At 57.1% G+C, this 16,930-nt stretch carries 10 protein-coding genes; all 10 read right to left on the bottom strand.

Features of this window, described 5'->3' with window-relative positions; translation table 11 throughout:
- Window positions 1-24: 24 nt before the first annotated feature.
- Window positions 25-534 carry a hypothetical protein gene (locus D8U71_RS26020; RefSeq protein ID WP_130889049.1) on the bottom strand — a complete coding sequence of 170 codons (510 nt, stop codon included), beginning with the start codon at window positions 532-534 and terminating at the stop codon, window positions 25-27.
- On the bottom strand, window positions 531-2,981 hold the full coding sequence (locus D8U71_RS26015; protein WP_130889048.1) for an alpha/beta hydrolase: 2,451 nt from the start codon (window positions 2,979-2,981) through the stop codon (window positions 531-533). Before D8U71_RS26015 ends, D8U71_RS26020 begins: the two co-directional genes overlap by 4 nt.
- Before the next feature lie 9 nt (window positions 2,982-2,990).
- Window positions 2,991-4,385 (bottom strand): TIGR01777 family oxidoreductase, encoded by a 1,395-nt coding sequence (locus tag D8U71_RS26010; protein ID WP_130889047.1) that lies wholly within the window; start codon window positions 4,383-4,385, stop codon window positions 2,991-2,993.
- A 458-nt stretch (window positions 4,386-4,843) separates the two neighbouring features.
- A complete protein-coding gene (locus tag D8U71_RS26005; protein ID WP_130889046.1) occupies window positions 4,844-5,425 on the bottom strand; it encodes a hypothetical protein in 582 nt (193 codons plus the stop codon).
- The gene (locus tag D8U71_RS26000) at window positions 5,400-8,549 is read right to left on the bottom strand and encodes a hypothetical protein (RefSeq protein WP_241664262.1); all 3,150 of its coding nucleotides are present in this window, start codon (window positions 8,547-8,549) and stop codon (window positions 5,400-5,402) included. Before D8U71_RS26000 ends, D8U71_RS26005 begins: the two co-directional genes overlap by 26 nt.
- An 18-nt stretch (window positions 8,550-8,567) precedes the next feature.
- On the bottom strand, window positions 8,568-9,587 hold the full coding sequence (locus tag D8U71_RS25995; RefSeq protein WP_039757346.1) for a sel1 repeat family protein: 1,020 nt from the start codon (window positions 9,585-9,587) through the stop codon (window positions 8,568-8,570).
- Window positions 9,588-9,592: 5 nt separating this feature from the next.
- Window positions 9,593-11,629, bottom strand: a complete 2,037-nt coding sequence (locus D8U71_RS25990) for a type VI secretion system tip protein VgrG (protein ID WP_130889045.1) — start codon at window positions 11,627-11,629, stop codon at window positions 9,593-9,595.
- Between the two features lie 28 nt (window positions 11,630-11,657).
- Window positions 11,658-12,659: a serine/threonine-protein kinase gene (locus tag D8U71_RS25985; RefSeq protein ID WP_130889044.1), complete on the bottom strand. Its 1,002-nt coding sequence runs from the start codon at window positions 12,657-12,659 to the stop codon at window positions 11,658-11,660.
- Window positions 12,656-13,384: a PP2C family serine/threonine-protein phosphatase gene (locus D8U71_RS25980; protein ID WP_041476618.1), complete on the bottom strand. Its 729-nt coding sequence runs from the start codon at window positions 13,382-13,384 to the stop codon at window positions 12,656-12,658. The genes D8U71_RS25985 and D8U71_RS25980 overlap by 4 nt, the downstream gene beginning before the upstream one ends.
- A complete protein-coding gene (gene tssM / locus D8U71_RS25975; protein ID WP_130889043.1) occupies window positions 13,384-16,923 on the bottom strand; it encodes a type VI secretion system membrane subunit TssM in 3,540 nt (1,179 codons plus the stop codon). The genes D8U71_RS25980 and tssM overlap by 1 nt, the downstream gene beginning before the upstream one ends.
- Window positions 16,924-16,930: the final 7 nt, after the last annotated feature.

The raw sequence follows: 16,930 nt of genomic DNA, 5'->3' as shown, positions 1-16,930 counted from the left end.
GTAAATGCAGTGGGGACCGTCGACTTACTCAGCCTGCCCTTCGTAACGCTGTGTCTGCGGGTCGAATTGCCACAGATGTGGCCGGGTCATGGCCTTTTCACCCTTGTAGCGAATCCGCCCACGCTTGTCCCTGATGTAGGAGTAGATCTCGATGTCCTTGAACTCACCTCCCCCCTTGGCTGGGCCGTCCAGAACTTTGACCCCGGCGAAGTAACCGCCGCCCGAATACCTCAAATAACCACGGCACTGGATCAGGAAGGCGAATGTGCTATCCATTGATGAGCCAATGCCGACGCGGGAATTGAAGATGAAGTCTTCGATGCCATCGCCATTTAGATCGCCGCGAAAAACCACGTGGCCCGGATCGATAGAAAACTCTTTTCCATCGAGACTGGAAAGTATGTCTTCCGGATGTTCACTGCTCTGCGGCCATTGCGATAAGAAATATTTTGAGTCAGCTTCCTGATTGCAAACATCTGCTGCCATAACCGCTATCGGCAACCAACTCACACATAACACCAGCAATCGTTTCACTTCGCATCCTTCGAATTGATCAATTCCAACTCACCATCCCGATACAACACCTCACACCCCACCCACGCGGGATCCACCTGCGGTATCACTGCCGACGGCTTGCGCAACTCGCGCAACAACGTCGAGCCATGCGACAAGCGCCCGCCCATTCGCGCAATCACCGCCTGCGCCGCTTGATAGTGCGCATGCCGCCCCGGATCGAGGGTGTCTTCGAGCAGGATGTCGGCGCCGAGGATGCCTTGCACCTGCCCCGGATAAATCATGAACCCGGTGGCCAGCTCCGCACCTTCGCGACCGTCCTGCCAGAAGCTGCCGTCTCGGGTGCGAACGTCGGGATGCGGTGCGAACCAGTGCTCGCGATCCGCCAGCGGCATGGCGTGGTGCAGACGGAAGAAGATTCGCATGAGGTTGTCGCGATACCACTCGCGCACTTGCAGGTAGTAGCCACGCAGGCCCGGCAGGCCGCTCGAATGCGCGAAGCGGATCAGATTTGGCCATTGCGGGAATGGCTGTAGCGGCAGTTCGCTCGACGCAGGCCGAGGCGTGGCCGGATCGGTTTCCCACGGCAATCGATGCGGACTGTTTTCAAGGTTGTCGTAAGCGGTCGGCGGGCGGCCCAGCCAATCACCGCCACTGCTGGCCAGCGCTGTGGCAATGCACAGATTGCCTTGCACCACGAACACGTAAAACCGGGTGAACCAGTCCGCCAGTTGTTGGCCATCGGCGCCTTGGGCGACAAGTTCGGCCAGCTCCCGATCGAAGCGCTGCAAGCCATTTTCAAGGTTCAGCAAATGGCCGCGAGCCCTGCGTTGCATACGCAAAAACAGCGGCAACGAACGCAGCATTTTGAGCGGTTGCCACGGCAGATGCGGAGTCGCCCCGCCAACTTCACCAGCGTAGTTATCGGCGCTGATGCCCCAGTCGGCCAGCCGGGCGAGAAACAGATCATTGTTGATGTAGGACGCACCGCCGAACACTGCGGTAAACGGCTCGTTATCCTGCAACACCCGCGCATCCCAGCGCGCCATGATCGCCGGGATACTCGCTGCCGCGCGGCGCTGGGCGTACTCAACCAGCACGCTCGGTTGCGGCGGCAAGATCTCGGCGATGTTGGCGGCGGTCAGGTGGCGGCGCCAGCCGTAATCGCTGATCGGTCGGTATTGCAGCAGCCACAGTTGCGCGCCATCCCAGGCCCATTCGACGTCGCCAGGCACGTAGTGGAACACGCGCAACACGTCTTGCAGAAAGTGCCAGAGCAGGTCTTCGGTCAAGCCATGGGATGGCGTGAACGTGCCGCTGCGCCAGGCATCGCCGAGCCGCGAAAGCGTTGCCTGCGAGGGGCTGACGTGACCGTCGGCCAGCGATTCGAGATGGCCTTCCACCCACTCAAGTTCTACCGAGAGATGGCGCACGAAAGCGATGCCGGAAACGACCGGGGTGATGAAGCGCTGCACCACCACTTCCTCGACACCTTCGGCCGTCAGTTCGGCAATGCGTTTCGGCACATTGGCGGTCGGCTCGCGCAGATAGGTCATGCTCAAACCGGCATTCGCCGAATCGGCCTGATCCTCGCCATAACTGGAGGAGCGCACCGCCCAGGTCACATCAGGTTGAGCAGCGAGAAATGCCGGCAGGCGCGGATCGCTGCAATCGTTGAGGGTCAGCGCTGCCGGTACCGCTTGCCGCGCCAGTTCAGCCAGGCGCAAACGCCCGCCCTTGGTATGCGCGACAAACCCGCGCTCGCCCGACTCCAGCCACTGCGCGAACTGCGCGGGCGCGTCGATCCACGGGTAATGACCCCAACCAGATTTGAGGCTGATGGTCAGATCAGCGCGGGCGAGAATCGCCGACCACGCCGCCGCTTGCTCGATGCCGAGCACCGCGTCCTGATCGCCCCAGACCAGCTCGACCGGATCGGTGATCCACTCCAGCAGCGGCAGCGCAGTGTCGGCGCGAACCAGATCCCAGTGCGGTACGAACGCACGGCAGCGCGCATAACCGGCGCCCATGCGCTGGTACTGCGCGGGTGTCCAAGTCTGGTTGGAAAACTTGCGCGCGAACAGCGTGGGTTTGTTCGACAGCAGCCAGTGGATGGTCTTGCGGATCGGCAGCGGTGACATCAGCGCCGGTAACCGCCGCTGCCACAGAAACGCACCGACCGGCGCCAACAAAACGCTGCGGGAAAAGTGCCCGGACCGACGCTGCAACGCATGCAATACAAGCAAGGCATTGACCCCGACCGCCATGATCGCGCTGCCCTTCTGCGTCATCGCCAGCAAAGTCTGCGCGTAGTCCGCCAGATCCTCGCAAGGTGGCTGCGGGTTGGCGCCAAAGCCCGGCAACTCCAGCGGCACGACTTCGTAACGCTGGAAGTGCGGCAGCGCGTCGTCCCACCAATCGGCGGCGCTGCCGTTGCCGGCCAGCAGGTACATCAAGGGCTTGCTCATGAGCGGCACTCAGGTCAGATCGCGCAGAGCGGCGTCGAGGGTGGGGTAGCGGAACGTGTAACCGGCCTCGGTCAAACGCTGCGGCACCACGCGCTGACCGTCGAAGAACAACTGCGCCATCTCCCCTGCCAGCGCGCGCACTGGCGCGGCGGGAATGTGCAACCACACCGGACGCTTGAGGACCTTGCCGGCCTGCTCGGCGAACGCTGCCTGACTGACCGTTTCCGGCGCGACCATGTTGTAAGTGCCGCGCAAACTTTCGCCGTCGAAGGCCCGCGCGATCACCTGAAGCACATCGTCGCGATGCACCCAACTCATGATCTGCTGACCGTCACCCATGCGCCCGCCGAAACCCAGGCGTAACGGCATCAGCAGCGGCGTCAACGCACCGCCCGGGCCGAACACCACACCGAGACGCAGCACCACCTGACGCACGCCAAACTCGGTGGCCGGTTGCGCGGCGGCTTCCCAACGCGCGCAGAGTTCGGCCATGAAGCCATCGCCCTTGCTGGCGTGTTCGTCGAGGCTTTCGCTGGCATCGCGCACGCCGTAGAAACCGATGGCTGATGCTTGAATCCATAGCGTTGGTTTGTGCTTGGTGTGTTTCAGCCAGGTTATCAACGCTTCGGTGGTGCCGACTCGACTGGCGAGCAGTTGCGCCTGACGCTTGGGAGTCCAGCGTGGGCCGGCGACGGGGGCGCCGGCAAGATTGATCACCACGTCAAAGGCTTCGTCGTGGCTGAGTTCGCTGAGCGAATGCACGCAGCGGACGCGGCCGTTGAATAGATTGGCCGCGTTCAACGGATCGCGTGTCAGGACGCTGATCGAGTGGCCCGCGTCGAGTAATTGATTGACCAAGGCTTCGCCGATGAACCCGGTGCCGCCAGTGATCAGCACACGCTTGAAAGCGCCACCGGCAAACGGGTTGGATTGGCTCGGTGCCTTTACTGAAGGGGATTTTCGGCGGTCATACCGATACAGCCAGAACAATGGAGGCAACAGCACCAGCAGTGCAAAACCGTCGAGCCACAGGTGCGACCAGACCTGCTGTTGCGCTGAAAGCCACATGTCCTGCGGCGCCCATAACAGGATGCCGGCGATCAACCAGAGCCACACTGCCGGGGCTTTCAGGCGATTGCTCAGGTGCACCAACGCGAGCATGTACAGCGAATAACTTTGCAGCGTCGCGCCGAACAGCGCGAGCCACCAGACTTGTTGTTCGTGGCCGGCGGTGGGAACCGCATCGGCATCCCAGAACGACAGTTCGAGGACTTGCAGGTAGCCATCGAGCAAGCCGGAGTCACCGGCCCAGGTCAGGGTAAGACCGGCGAGGATGTGCGTGATCGCAGCGGCATATAGCCAAAGCACCAACGCTGGGCGAAGCGAGGAAGAAGAGGCTGGCATTCCGTGTCCTGAGCGCGTTCCTTGGGGGTGGGGAGTTTAAAGGAAAATCGCGGTCGTCAGATGCTCAAGCGTTAAACGTTTTAGCGTGAGGGATTCAGACAAAACTTTTGCAAAAACCGCCTCAAACAGCCCCTCGAAATTCAAATGCAGTGGCTGGCTTTGATCGGCGCCGTGGCTGACGATCCCAATCGCCCCACGTTGAAGACGCCCAACTGGTCACCTTTGTCAGCCGCCATTTGATAACAGGCTAAAAGAAAAAGAGGACAGACCATAAAAGAAAAAAGGGACAGACCGCGTTTTTCGGGTAATTGCTAAAATCGTGGTCTGCCCCCATTTCACTGTCCCCATTTCACCCATGTCTCCATTTCACCCAAACGGGGCAGATTTACTCATGCTCAACGATAAAATAGCCATCGCACGAAACTAACAAAGCCGAACCCCCATGCGACTTCGAAATTTCATTTATCCTGCGCGGTAAAATATTTTTTAATACTTGCAGCGTCTTTATAACTGCAAACCACCTTCGCTCCAGAAACTAAGTCCTTTCCATCCTTGCAGTTTTCCAAAGCTGGATCAGATGGGTCACCTGTGAAATAGAGCAATGAAGCGTTTTCACCATCGACCCTGAGCGGAAGCTCCATGACTGAATACGAAAAACCATCAAACGCGGAGTCAGACAGCTTGCTCTTCACCAAGACATACATTGATTTACCGCGTCGCTCCGGAGATTTCCAATCGTAGAAGAAGACGGAGGCAATTTGATCACCCTCAACTTTCCAAACATATTTGAAAAATGTTTTATCTGAACCAATCGGAGAATAATATATTTCGGCGTCAGCAACATACTCTCCGCTCACCAGTTTTTTCAGACTATTTTTTAAAAAGAACACTGCAATCTTTTTTTCTCCTACTGAAGCCACGACCGCTGGATGAAACTCACTCAATGTAGGTGCCGCATCTGCTAACACATTGGATACGACCAAGCTTATGACCATCGCAAAAATGCAACGAATTTTAGACAGTTTCAAATATTTTTTCATTTTTATATATCCTCTGGAAATGCTTCCGACGTTCATCATAACTATCAGTATCTCTGTTAATAATACGAGTAACAGCATCTACGTTTTCGTCCGCATCACCCTTATCCGCTTCTACAAAAATATTGTTTTTAAGCCAGAAATAAACACCCGAACGAACAGAGTATTTAAACTGTGTATGCAAGATATCCGGCTGACCAACAAAATCAACTTCTTCATCCCAGAACGTTTTATGATAATCCTTAAAGGCTTGATAGTTTGCTTTACCCGTTAAATGTTTAAGACCTCTACCACGATATTTCCACCCCTCACCAGACGATATATTGCCGTTACCTAATTTCCCGCCATATGCTCGATTCGCTATCGCGATCTGATTTTCGTGAGACACATATTTATTAGATCCTGGATATCCATAAAGTGTTGCTTCATCAGGGTGATCCCTAAAATACTTAAATGTACCCTTTAGGCCAGGCACTCCATAGGTAAAGTCCTCTACCACCGCGCACTTCGATCCAATTTCCTGCCTTACCTGAGCAAAAAAGTGACTCAACCTCAACGGAGTATCTAATTTATATCTTTCACAGTTTTCATTTAGCTGGATGGCAACTTCCGCCAATAAGACATCTTGTTCGGAGGTATTTTTTAGTCCTTCAAATACCCTTTTTAACATCTCGACGGTGATCTTTATTTTTCCGCGACTACCGATCTGATTACCAAGAAATGCAATTGGATGAAAATGCCATAAAACGCCATCACCTAAGCCTTTAGACTGTATAACTGAATCATCCCAAAATATTAAACTATCTATTCGTTCTTTTTCGTGATTTAGAACAGATGGGTAATTCTCCAGCAATGTATCCAGCCGCGCCCATTTGGAAGAGTCCGACTTAGATTTCCACTCCGTAGGGTGATATGCAATGAGCTTTGACCAATGATCCCTGAACTCAATATTCTTGAGTGCAATCGGGAAATCTTCGGGACTGACTTTTTGATCTCTGTTACCAAATCGATCCAAGTCGTTATATAAGGTCTGGAAGAATTCTGGCATATCATCAGGATCCAGAAAACCATCAGAATTTGAATTTGATTCCTTAACGACGCGAAAGCCTAGTTTTTCCCAGTCGTGCTGAGCAATAAGCTCCGCCCCTTCTTTTTTGAGCAAACCCGATTTGCTTTCTGATTCATCAACTACGGTTACTTCGTACCACTCTTCAGGGTCCTTATAGATAACAGTTTTCCCAAGCTCCACAAAGGTTTCATTCGAAATTGTCACAACCCCAGTTAGAGGGGGCTTACTTTTCAAAGTTGTATTCGCTGGCAAGTGCAAGTATTGCTTTCCTTGCTTCACTGCTGCCTTGTTTTTCAAGAAATCCTCAATTCTCGGATCTGCCGAAAAAATTTCCACATGGACTTGATAACTTCTCGAAACCCCTCCATCAGGACCTGCCAATGTTTCATTTAAACCAAGAAAGCCGATTACGTCACCTGCCTTAATTGCCGTATCCATAGCTACGACCTTGTCAAACTCCGTAGGAATCAATCCAAGCAGTTGAACATAAGGCTTTTCAACACAAGCCCAAAAAGTTGCTGGGACAGGAGTGGAATGGCTTTTCAAACCGGTTGCAGTGCCAGAAGTACTTGGCACGAAGCAACATTCCGCCATTTTGTATGACTTAGAGCCAATCTTCAGGCTAAAAACTTTCCCACTATCAAATTCTATTACGCTATTTGTACAAAGTACTAAATCTTCGTTTTGCCCCAGACTATTTACCTGTCTCATTGCAGCCCCAGCTAAAGCGCCGTTACTCTGCGGTGAGGGGGCTACCCTTAAGGTAAGCCCAGAGCCGGTAACTATAGCTCTGACCTTGCCCTTCCAATAATCTGGCTTCTTTCGCTCCGGTGCAGTTATTGCTTTCCAGCTCGCACTGCCATCACCTCTTGGGTATGCAACACCGTTTTGCTTGTAGGCGAACCAGAAATCCTGTCCTGGCGTGCGTCCACCTACTGTACCTTTAATTAGTTTGCCTTTCGCGTGGATGTGATCAGAGTGCTCTTCAAGTATTTCAATTTGAGTTCCAGCAGAAATCGAACCGTATTCGATGCAGCCAGTCGCACCAGCAACATCGCTTCGAGCTTTAAACCCACTTGCGATCATCTTTATTTTCTGATGGCCCGTCTGTTCTGGTTCATCCGCGTACCTCTGGTATGGTAGCAAATGCATATACAGGCTATAAAATACGAGTTCATTACTAGTATTGGGCACGACCTCTTTATTAGGTGGTGATTTATAGTCGTGCTTGACAAGGCAGAATGAATTTGAGTACTTCAATTCCTCTGTAGTACTCGAACCTTCAAACTCAGTCTTTAAATAATCCTCATTCAACCGATAGGCTACGACGACACCATCTCCAATACAACGAATAGGTTCATCTCTCACACACTGCGGAGCAGTCTTATGCGTGATATGAATACCGCCATGCCAAAATCCATGATTCCCAAGTAAAAAGTTACCTGAGCTTTCACTCTCAAGTGCTTTAAAGATTTCTTCAGCATCCTTAAATTGCGATCCGTCCGCTTTTCTAAACGGGTACTGAAAATTCATTAATGGTGTAGATTCTACCGGTGCAGGTGCAGGTGCAGGTGCGGGCGCAGGTGCGGATCCTTCCCCCGTCCGAGTCGATTCCTTAACCCTTAGAAATTTTGTAGGGACTGGCCAAAAATATGCTTTGCTATAGGCACCAAACTTTGCAGTAGCTGGACCAGAGCTTTGCGCCCCAAAAAACTCACCATATTGAGAGTCCAGCGTACTATCATAGTGCTCTACGATACCCGTATGATTTAGCGTTTTATTATCTCGATTAGAGATTACGTTAATCCAGAGTACGATATCTCCTCGCCTCACATTAGCAGGACTAATTACATCATAGTATTGAAGTGCGGCTGCACTATTTAGCCCCGCCGTATTCTGGTAAGGAACTTGATATCCAGCACCTGTGAGCAACAGGTTTACCATATGAGAGCAATCGACGATTTTTTTGCCATTTTCTACGACGAAACCATCTCCTCCTTCCTTATATCTATAGTTAGCACTCGTATAGTTACTTGATAAATCTAGTGGCTCTGTCATTTCTGCTTCCTGCAATAATCAGTAGCAATAGCTCGCTTTAGTAATTTCAGCGGTCTGTTTATTTAGACGTTCCAAATGTGCGATAGACCCTTTGCTGCCTTTTTTGGCAGCCACTTGGTAGCACGCAACCGCCCGGGACATGTCCTTCGTTACCAGCTCTCCAGTTTCAAAGGCACGCCCGAGTGCATTTATCGCAAAAGCACTTCCCATACGGGCCGCTTGCGTCAGCGCTTCCTCGGCCTGTGCTGGATGCTGGCAAGGGCCATTGGAGGAAATGTTGTTTCCATCGCAATAAAACAACGAGAGGCTCATCGCCCCCTCAGGCAGAGTGGTCGCTGCTGCCTTGAATAGCTGCTCAACCTTCTCCGTTTGCAACTGCGGAGCCATTCCGGAAAGACTCAAGCTTGCTGCATTCAAACTAGCCTGGGGATCACCGGAAGCGGCTGCGCATAGATAGTTTTCCAAGGAAGCTTCAAACAACTCACCTGTGAGTCGGTACTGCTCCAGCCCCCCTAGGCCTCTAAAGGCCTCTGCACGTTGAAAGCAAAAATTCTCTGCCTCGCTCATGCGGGGCTTGCTCGTCTCTACGAGATCTTTCTCACTGATCGACCAATCTTCAACCCCCTCAAGCACCCAACACGCTTGGCGAGAAAAATTAAAAATCTTGATGTTGCTATTACCTGCTCGCTTATCCACTACGTTGAAATGATTATCGTCAATCTCCTCAACCTCTACGCCTTCAGTCTTGTCCGCGCCTACAGGCGCCATCAACGGAAACGCTAAATTGGTGCTAGTAAGCCCCATCGTTTTAGGCTCAAAAACCCCATGATCTCCCACCGGTTTCAAAACCAGCGACTTCACCGTCATCGCAGTCCACCGCTGCTGAGTTTCGGCATTCGCAGAAAACGCCGGCAGAAACTGGGAAAAGTCCTCGGACGGACATTCATCCGCATAAGCGCTGCCATGAAACAGGCTCAACAGCGACGCGGTGAAAACCGCTATCGCGATGCCATTGCTCTTCTTCAAAACACCATTCATGTCGATCACTCGGAAAACACAAAAAAAGCCTTCGGCTTAACCTTCTCAGGCGGCGAATTCGCCAACGCCTGATCCATCAAACTCCCCGCCTTATCCTTATCCGCCGCCCCCGGCAGCACCGGCGGCTTAATCCCGATCCCTGTGCCCGACCCAGCCGAGCCACCCGCATTGATCTTGATCACCGGCCCAACCACCGTGACCCCACCGCCATCCAGCTTGATAAAGCTCCCACCCCCAAGAATGGTCAGCTCCGTCCCCGCCTCAATAACGATCTTGTCCCCAGCCTTGAGGTGTATCTCTTTCCCCACACTGGTCAGCTGCGCCGTGCCGAGTTTGACGTGTTGGTTCTGCCCAATTGTCAGGTGATCATCCAGCTTCGCTTCAACCTTGCGGTCGGAGATCGTGGTGCGGTGTTCTTCAGCCTTCAGCTCGGTGTAAGTGTTCTTCACCACCGTGTCATGACGTTCATTGCCGACCCGAATCTTCTGGTCGTGCTCAACGTTTTCATCCCAATCGCGCTGGGCGTGGATGTAAATCTGCTCGGCACCTTTCTTGTCTTCAATGCGCAGTTCGTTGTAGCCGCCGCCACCCGGGGAGCTGAGGGTTTTGAACACGCTGCGAGTCTTGTTCGCCGGCAGTGCGTACGGCACCGGGTTTTCCTTGTGGTACAGGCAGCCGGTCACCAGCGGTTGGTCGGGGTCGCCTTCGAGGAAGGTGACTAGGACTTCCATGCCGATGCGCGGGATGGAGATGGCGCCGTAGCGGTCGCCGGCCCAGGAGCTGGAGACGCGCAGCCAGCAGCTGGTTTTGTCGTCGGCCAAGCCTTCGCGATCCCAGTGGAATTGCACTTTGATGCGGCCGTATTGGTCGCAGTGGATTTCTTCGCCTTTGGGGCCGGTGACCATGGCGGTCTGGCTGCCGAGCACGCGTGGTTTGGGGTGTTCGAGGGCCGGGCGGTAGAACACGTCCCATGGGGTGGCGAGGAAGGTGTTGCGGTAGCCCTGGTGGAAGTCGTCCTTGTTGTCAGTGGTGTCGCTGGTCACGCCTTCTTCGAGGACTTGCGGTTGTTTGCCTTCGTGGAAGATTTCGGTGAGCAGCCAGAGGTCGTTCCACTCGCTGCGTGGGTGGTCGGACATTTCCATGAAGTGGCCGCTGACCAGTTTGGTCTGGTCGCCGCGACCTTCGGCCTGGCGGTAGTCGGCGCGGTGGCGTTCGAGGGCGCGCTGGCTGAGGAACTTGCCGCGTGCGCGGTCGATGAAGCGGCCGGGGTAGTCGTAATCTTCGAGATCCGGCTCGGTGCTGTCGCCGTCGGGTTTGTACGCGGCTTCCATTCGCAGGCGCGGTTTTTCGAAGTCGTAGTCGCGGCGCGTGGTGCGCGTGGTGCGGGTTTCCAGACGCAGTTTGAAGGCTTTGATCACCGGCTCGTCGGCGACCATGCCGCTACCCTGCACATAAGCGGTGGGCTGCCCAAGGTTCTGGAACACGGTCTGGTCGTCGCCGAACACCAGCAGGTGTGCTTTTTCGCTGTGCTGGAAGTGGTAGTGAATGCCCTCTTCTTCGCACAGACGCTGGACGAAATGCAGGTCGGTTTCGTCGTACTGCACGCAGTAGTCACGATCCGGGCACGGCTGGCTGAGCTGGAAGCTGTAGGCGTTGCTCTTGATGCCGTGTTCTTCGAGGATCAGCGCGATGATTTTCGGCGCCGACATCTGCTGGTAGATGCGCTGGTTGGTGCGGTGATGCAGGTATTGCAGTTGCGGCACGATCGAGACTTTGTAGCGGGTCAGGCGCTTGCCGGCATCGCCCTGGGCGACGCGGTAGATCTGCCCGTGAATGCCCGAGCCCTGTGGATCGAATGCCAGAAACGCCTGCTTGTGCAGCAGTTGTTCGAGGTCCAGATCGGGGTTTTCGCTGACCAGTTCGAGGTCGAAGCGATACGCCTGGCTGATGCCTTCGGTGCCGGTGAACGACAGCACTTGCAGGTCGCCGACGTAGTCTTCGACCTTGAGGCTGAAGTGGGTTTCGTTAGCTGAGTTGAACATCGTGTGCTCCCTGTTCGAATGTCATCCGTTACGCCCGAAGTCGCAGACGTTGCAGCCAGGACGAAGTGGCGCCCAAGGCGTCACGCAATTGTTGGGCAGTGATGGTGCGTTCTGCCGGGTTGAAGCTCAGCGCGGTTCGCAGCGCTTGCCAGCCGTGCTGGGGTAGATTCGCTGGGGCGCGCAGTTCGCGCTCCAGATGCTCGTCGCGGGCCTGGGCCGAGGGCAAGCGGCGGAACGGGTGTTTGCCGCCCGCCAGTTCATAGATCACGCAGGCCACGCCGTACACGTCCGCGCTGGCCGACAACGGTTGGCCCTCAAGCAGTTCGGGGGCGGCGTAGCCCGGGGTCCAGGCGTTGAAGCGCTCGCGGCTCAGGTGCGGCAGGCCGGGCAAGATGCCCTCCTCTGCCTGCCCCAGACCGAAGTCGAACAGGCGCAGGCCGTCTTCGCTGAGCATGACGTTGCTCGGTTTCAGATCACCGTGCAGCACGCCGCGACGGTGGGCGTAGGCCAACGTGTCGAGCAGCGGCAGGACGATGTCGCGCAATTCTTGCCACGGCAGGCCGAGGGGCCGCTCGCAGAGCAATTTGTCCAGGGTCAGGCCACGCATGTATTCCATGGTGATAAAGGCCCGCTGGCAGTCGGTGTCGACTTCAAAGGTGTGCGCACGCACGACGTTGTCGTGGCGCAGGCGTCGGGTCAGGGCGAACTCGCTGTAGAGCAAGGCACTGGCATCCGGCGATTCGGCAAATTCTTCGCTGAGGATTTTCAGCGCAATGTAAGGGTCGGGATCGCCGAACTGTTCGTGCAGCAGATCCCGCGCCCGGTAAACGGCGCCCATGCCACCGGCCCCGAGCAGACGCTCGAGGTGGTAGCGACCGGCGAGTACATCCGGCAGCGCAAGGATGCTGGCCTTGGTCGGCGCCAGCAGCGGTTCGGCCTTGTTGCCCTTGGCGAAGGCGAAGTAGGTCAGGTTGCTGGCCTGTTCTTCGCTGATCAGCAGGTCATCGATGGGCGATTCGAGTTCACTCATTGGCGGATCACCACGGCAGTCAGGTTGTCGCGCGCGGCGCCACGCAGAGCGCCGTCGAACAAACGTTCCAGCGCCACGTGCGGCGCGCTGAGGCTGAGGGCGTTGCCGAGGGCATCGCTGCTCAGGCCCTGATACAAACCATCGCTGCAGAGCAAAAACACATCGCCCGGATAGACCTCGAGTTCAAGCACATCCAGTGTCAGTGTGTCGGCGGCGCCGACGGCTCGGGTGAGTGCCTGAGCCGCCGGGTGCGCTGCCGCCTGTTCGACGCTCATTTGCTGCTCGTCGATCAGTTGCTGTTGCAGCGAATGGTCCTTGGACAGCTGATACAACCGCTGCCCGCGCCACATATAGCAACGGCTGTCACCGGCCCAGATGCAGGCCGCGCGATTGCCTTCCACCAGCAGCGCGACGACGGTGCTGCCCATGATGCTGTCGTGACGTCCGGCGGTGACCGTCAGCTCTTGCCCCAGTCGCCGGTTCAGCCAGTGCAGGCACTGGCGGATGGCTTTGAGACGTTCGTCGAAATCCTCGTGTTGCGGCAACTCAGCCAGGCTGGCGACGATCAACTGGCTGGCGATGTCGCCACCCTGATGACCGCCCATGCCGTCCGCGACCACCCACAGCCCGTGCTGCGGGGAGTCGAGGAAGGCATCTTCGTTGCGCGCCCGCACCTTGCCCGGGTCGGTACGCGCCGCGCTGCGCCAGGGACTGGCCACCAGCATCAGAGCTGCACCGGCATACGGAAGGTGCGCAGCACGCCCATGTCGAACGGGTTCGGCGTGCGCTGGCTGGTCAGCAGATAGTTGGCGCGCAGGCCGCCCACGTCCGCTTTCAGTACCAGCACGTCACGACCGTTCAGGTACTCGGTCTGCATCAGGTCGAACAGACGGAACAGCGACCATGGGCCGGAGTTTTTCTCGATACCGATCGGACGCCCGGCCATCTTGTCCATGACCAGACTGGTGCGACCGTCTTCAGCATCGGTCGGCCACTTGAAGGTCATTGGCAGGATCGGGCCGTGGCGGTATTCCATGGTCTTGTCGCCGAACTTGAATTCGGAACGGCTGACCGCCGGATCGAGGGTGTACGGCTCAAGCTTGAACTGCACGGTCGGCTCGGCCGGGTTGATCGAGAAGAAGCTCTGGCGAATGGTCTGCGCCGCCGCCATCTGATCAAGGTAGACCTTCGATACCGGCAGGCTGTGGCCGTCGACGCTGCGCATGCGGTAGTTGCCCGGATCGCCGCTGACGAACGGGCGCATGTAGCTGTCGAAGAAGCGGTCGACGGTACCTTGAGCACGGAAGAACTCGCGGAAGTCGCTGATCGCCACGTCGCTGGTGCTGCTGGCGCTGAACGGATAGCGCTTGCTGATGGTTTTGCCGTACACGCTGTACAGCTCGTTCTGATAACGGCCGTTCAGGTATTGATAGGCATCGTTGAGCACCAGGCGCCACGAGTCCTCGGCCAGCACGTTGAACCACACGCTCAGCGGACGCGGCAGACGACCGGAGGCATTGCGCAGGTTGGTTAGCGCATCACGCTGGCCGCTCATGCGCGTCTTGGCCATCTCGAACGCGGCTTGCTCCGGCGTGCTGGAACGGGCCAGGCCGGCCAGTTGCAGTTGCAGGTCGTTGAGCGCGCTGAACGCTGGCGTCAGGTCAGCGCCCGGGCCGTTGTTGTCATCGAGCAGACGATGCAGCGGTTCGAAGCGGCGTTGCAGGGATTTCTTCGCGGTGTCCGGCAGGTTCTTCGCCACGTTCAGCGCCGAAGCCTTGTCGGCGGCAGCGGCGGCGAGTTTGCCGACCTTGCCCAGTTTGCCTTTCTGCCCGGCCAGCGCATCGGCAGCTTCGCCGGCTTCATCGACCGGATCAGGCGCAGCTTCGAAGCGGGTGTTTTCACGCACTTCGGTGAGCAATGCGAGGACCGGCGAGTTAGCCGAAGTCAGGCCCGCCAGTTGCTCGGCGCCTTCGCCAGCGTCGCTGATCGGTGGCAATGCGACCTGGCCAACGGCTTCGCTCCAGTAGTTGGCGTAGTCGCGGAAGTACAGCTGCTCAAGCTCGACCATCAGGCGACGCAAGTCCATGTCGCTGATGCCCGCGCCTTCGCCCAGCACCCAGTTGTCGCGCAGGATATCGGTGACCAGCGCGGCGCCCTGCACCGAGAAATACTGCTGATAACCCTGCTGGGTGTAGAAACCCGGGATCACGTATTCAGTGCCGATGAACAACGAACCTTGCGGGCCGAGGTGCTGGCTGAAGCGGTAGTCCGGCAGGTTGCGCGCCTGCTCGCGGAGCATGCGGTAAACCACGTTGGCCAGCGATTCGCTGCGCAGGACCTGACGCGCCTGCGTCACCAGTTGATCGTTCAGCGGGTAGATGAACGGCTGCTTGAGCAAACGCTCGAGGTGCGTATTCAGACCGTTCTGCACCGCGGTGTTGCCGGTGTAGCGCTGCGACCAGTCAGTGGCGACCCAGTCCTTGAGCCACGCCGCGTCGCGACGATCCTTCATGTTCAGCATCAGGTACGCGCGCAGGCTGTTGAGCAGGCGATCGCGATCCTTCATGTTGGCGCGGATCTGCCCTTCGAGCATGGTCGCGACCCGTGGCAGCAACTGCGCTTCCAGCTCACGCTCGTAGGCGGTTTTCACCACCGGGTTGATCTCTTCGCCCTGATACAGGCCGCCACGCTCGTGGTACGACACGTCGCCCTTGCTCGGGAACACCTGAGTCGCTGCGTAGCTGGTGTCGAGCACTTTCAGCACGCCCATGGCGTCATCTCGCGGTGTTACGGCCGAGCGTTGCTGGGTCCAGTTCTGCGCCAGTGTGCGCAAGTTTTCCAGACGCTCGTAGTTGGCCGAGAAACCACCGGCCCAGAGCATGCCGAACAGTGCCAGTGCCGCCAGTGCGCCGACGTACAGCGCGCGCTGGCCCCAATGAATGCGGCTGCGCTCGCGCTTGTCCAGACCGGCCAGATCGGCCTCGGGGAAAATCACTTGGCTGAGCAAGTGGTGGATGAACCGCGAACGACCGCTGCGCAGGGTCGGCAGCACGCCGGCGTTCATGCCCAGGCTGGCGCCGATGCCGGCGGTGGTCGAATCCATTTCCTGGGTCAGGTGCGGTGCGCTGGTCAGGTAGAAGCCGCGCAGTTGCGTGGCGCGCTGATAACGGTTGCCGGTGAACGCCATGTCGACGAACAGGCACAGACGCTCGCCGATCTGCCCCAACTGATGCGGGAAGTCGAGGATGCGCCCACGGCGCTGAGTGTCGCGCTCGGAGTGCATGCGCATGATCACTTGGCTGTTCAGGCGGCGCAGCAGCTCTTCGAACTCGTTGCGCAGGACCGTGACGTCGGTGCCGACCTGATCCTTGCGGAAACTGGTGCCGAGCACCTGATCGCTTTCTTCGCGGGTCAGTTGATCGAAGAACTCGTCGAAGCCGAGCAGCTTGTCAGCCTTGCTCAGGACCAGATACACCGGCACATCGACGTGGAGTTTCTGATGCACGTCCTGCAGACGGCTGCGCACCTGGCGCGCGAGGGTCTCGATGTCCTGCTCGCTGCCGCCGGTGAGGGTTTCCACCGGAATGGTCACCAGCACGCCGTTCAACGGACGGCCGCGACGACGCTTGCGCAGCAGTTCCAGCAGGGTGGTCCAGGCGTTGCCGTCGACTTCCGCGTCCGGTTGAGTGGTGTAGCGCCCGGCGGTGTCGATCAGGACACCGTGATCGGCGAAATACCAGTCGCAATGACGGGTGCCGAGGGTGTCGCGGGTCAGCTTGCGGTCGATCTTGTTGATCGGAAATTCCAGACCGGAAAAGTCCAGCAGGCTGGTTTTGCCCGAGGCCTGCGGACCGATCAGCAGGTACCACGGCAAGTCACTGCGCCAGCGCTCGCTGCGACCGCGATACAGGCTCGACGTCTTCAGGGTTTTCAGCGCGTCCTTGAACCGCGCCTTCAACTCTTTCTGTTCTTCGTCGATCAGCTCTTCGCGGCGAATGCGGTCCTGACCGTCCTCGCTTTCCTCCTCGGCTTTCTTGCGGATACCCGCGCGCCAGCTGACGAAGACCATGGTCAGGCCCCAGATCAGGAACAGCACGCTGATGGTCAGCAGGCGCGAGGTCGCGCTTTCCCAGAACTTGTAATCATCGACCGCCAACAACGGGCCGACGAACCACACCAGCAGCGCCACGAACAGCACCAGCAGCAGAGTCCAGACCCAGGTCTGGCGCAGGAAGGCGCCGACTTTCTTGAAAAACTTTTTCATCACACGT

It is taken from the genome of Pseudomonas sp. Sample_21 (genome assembly GCF_004307525.1).
In the GTDB taxonomy this organism is placed as follows: Bacteria; Pseudomonadota; Gammaproteobacteria; order Pseudomonadales; family Pseudomonadaceae; genus Aquipseudomonas; species Aquipseudomonas atacamensis.
Note: the sequence above shows the minus strand (reverse complement) of the source record. Positions and strands in the feature narration are given on the sequence as shown.

Excerpts from the sequence above, each read along its gene's own strand:
- D8U71_RS26015 (WP_130889048.1), bottom strand. The coding sequence starts at position 2,981 with ATGAGCAAGCCCTTGATGTACCTGCTGGCCGGCAACGGCAGCGCCGCC.
- D8U71_RS26010 (WP_130889047.1), bottom strand. The coding sequence starts at position 4,385 with ATGCCAGCCTCTTCTTCCTCGCTTCGCCCAGCGTTGGTGCTTTGGCTA.
- D8U71_RS26005 (WP_130889046.1), bottom strand. The coding sequence starts at position 5,425 with ATGAAAAAATATTTGAAACTGTCTAAAATTCGTTGCATTTTTGCGATG.
- D8U71_RS26000 (WP_241664262.1), bottom strand. The coding sequence starts at position 8,549 with ATGACAGAGCCACTAGATTTATCAAGTAACTATACGAGTGCTAACTAT.
- D8U71_RS25995 (WP_039757346.1), bottom strand. The coding sequence starts at position 9,587 with ATGAATGGTGTTTTGAAGAAGAGCAATGGCATCGCGATAGCGGTTTTC.
- D8U71_RS25990 (WP_130889045.1), bottom strand. The coding sequence starts at position 11,629 with ATGTTCAACTCAGCTAACGAAACCCACTTCAGCCTCAAGGTCGAAGAC.
- D8U71_RS25985 (WP_130889044.1), bottom strand. The coding sequence starts at position 12,659 with ATGAGTGAACTCGAATCGCCCATCGATGACCTGCTGATCAGCGAAGAA.
- D8U71_RS25980 (WP_041476618.1), bottom strand. The coding sequence starts at position 13,384 with ATGCTGGTGGCCAGTCCCTGGCGCAGCGCGGCGCGTACCGACCCGGGC.
- tssM (WP_130889043.1), bottom strand. The coding sequence starts at position 16,923 with ATGAAAAAGTTTTTCAAGAAAGTCGGCGCCTTCCTGCGCCAGACCTGG.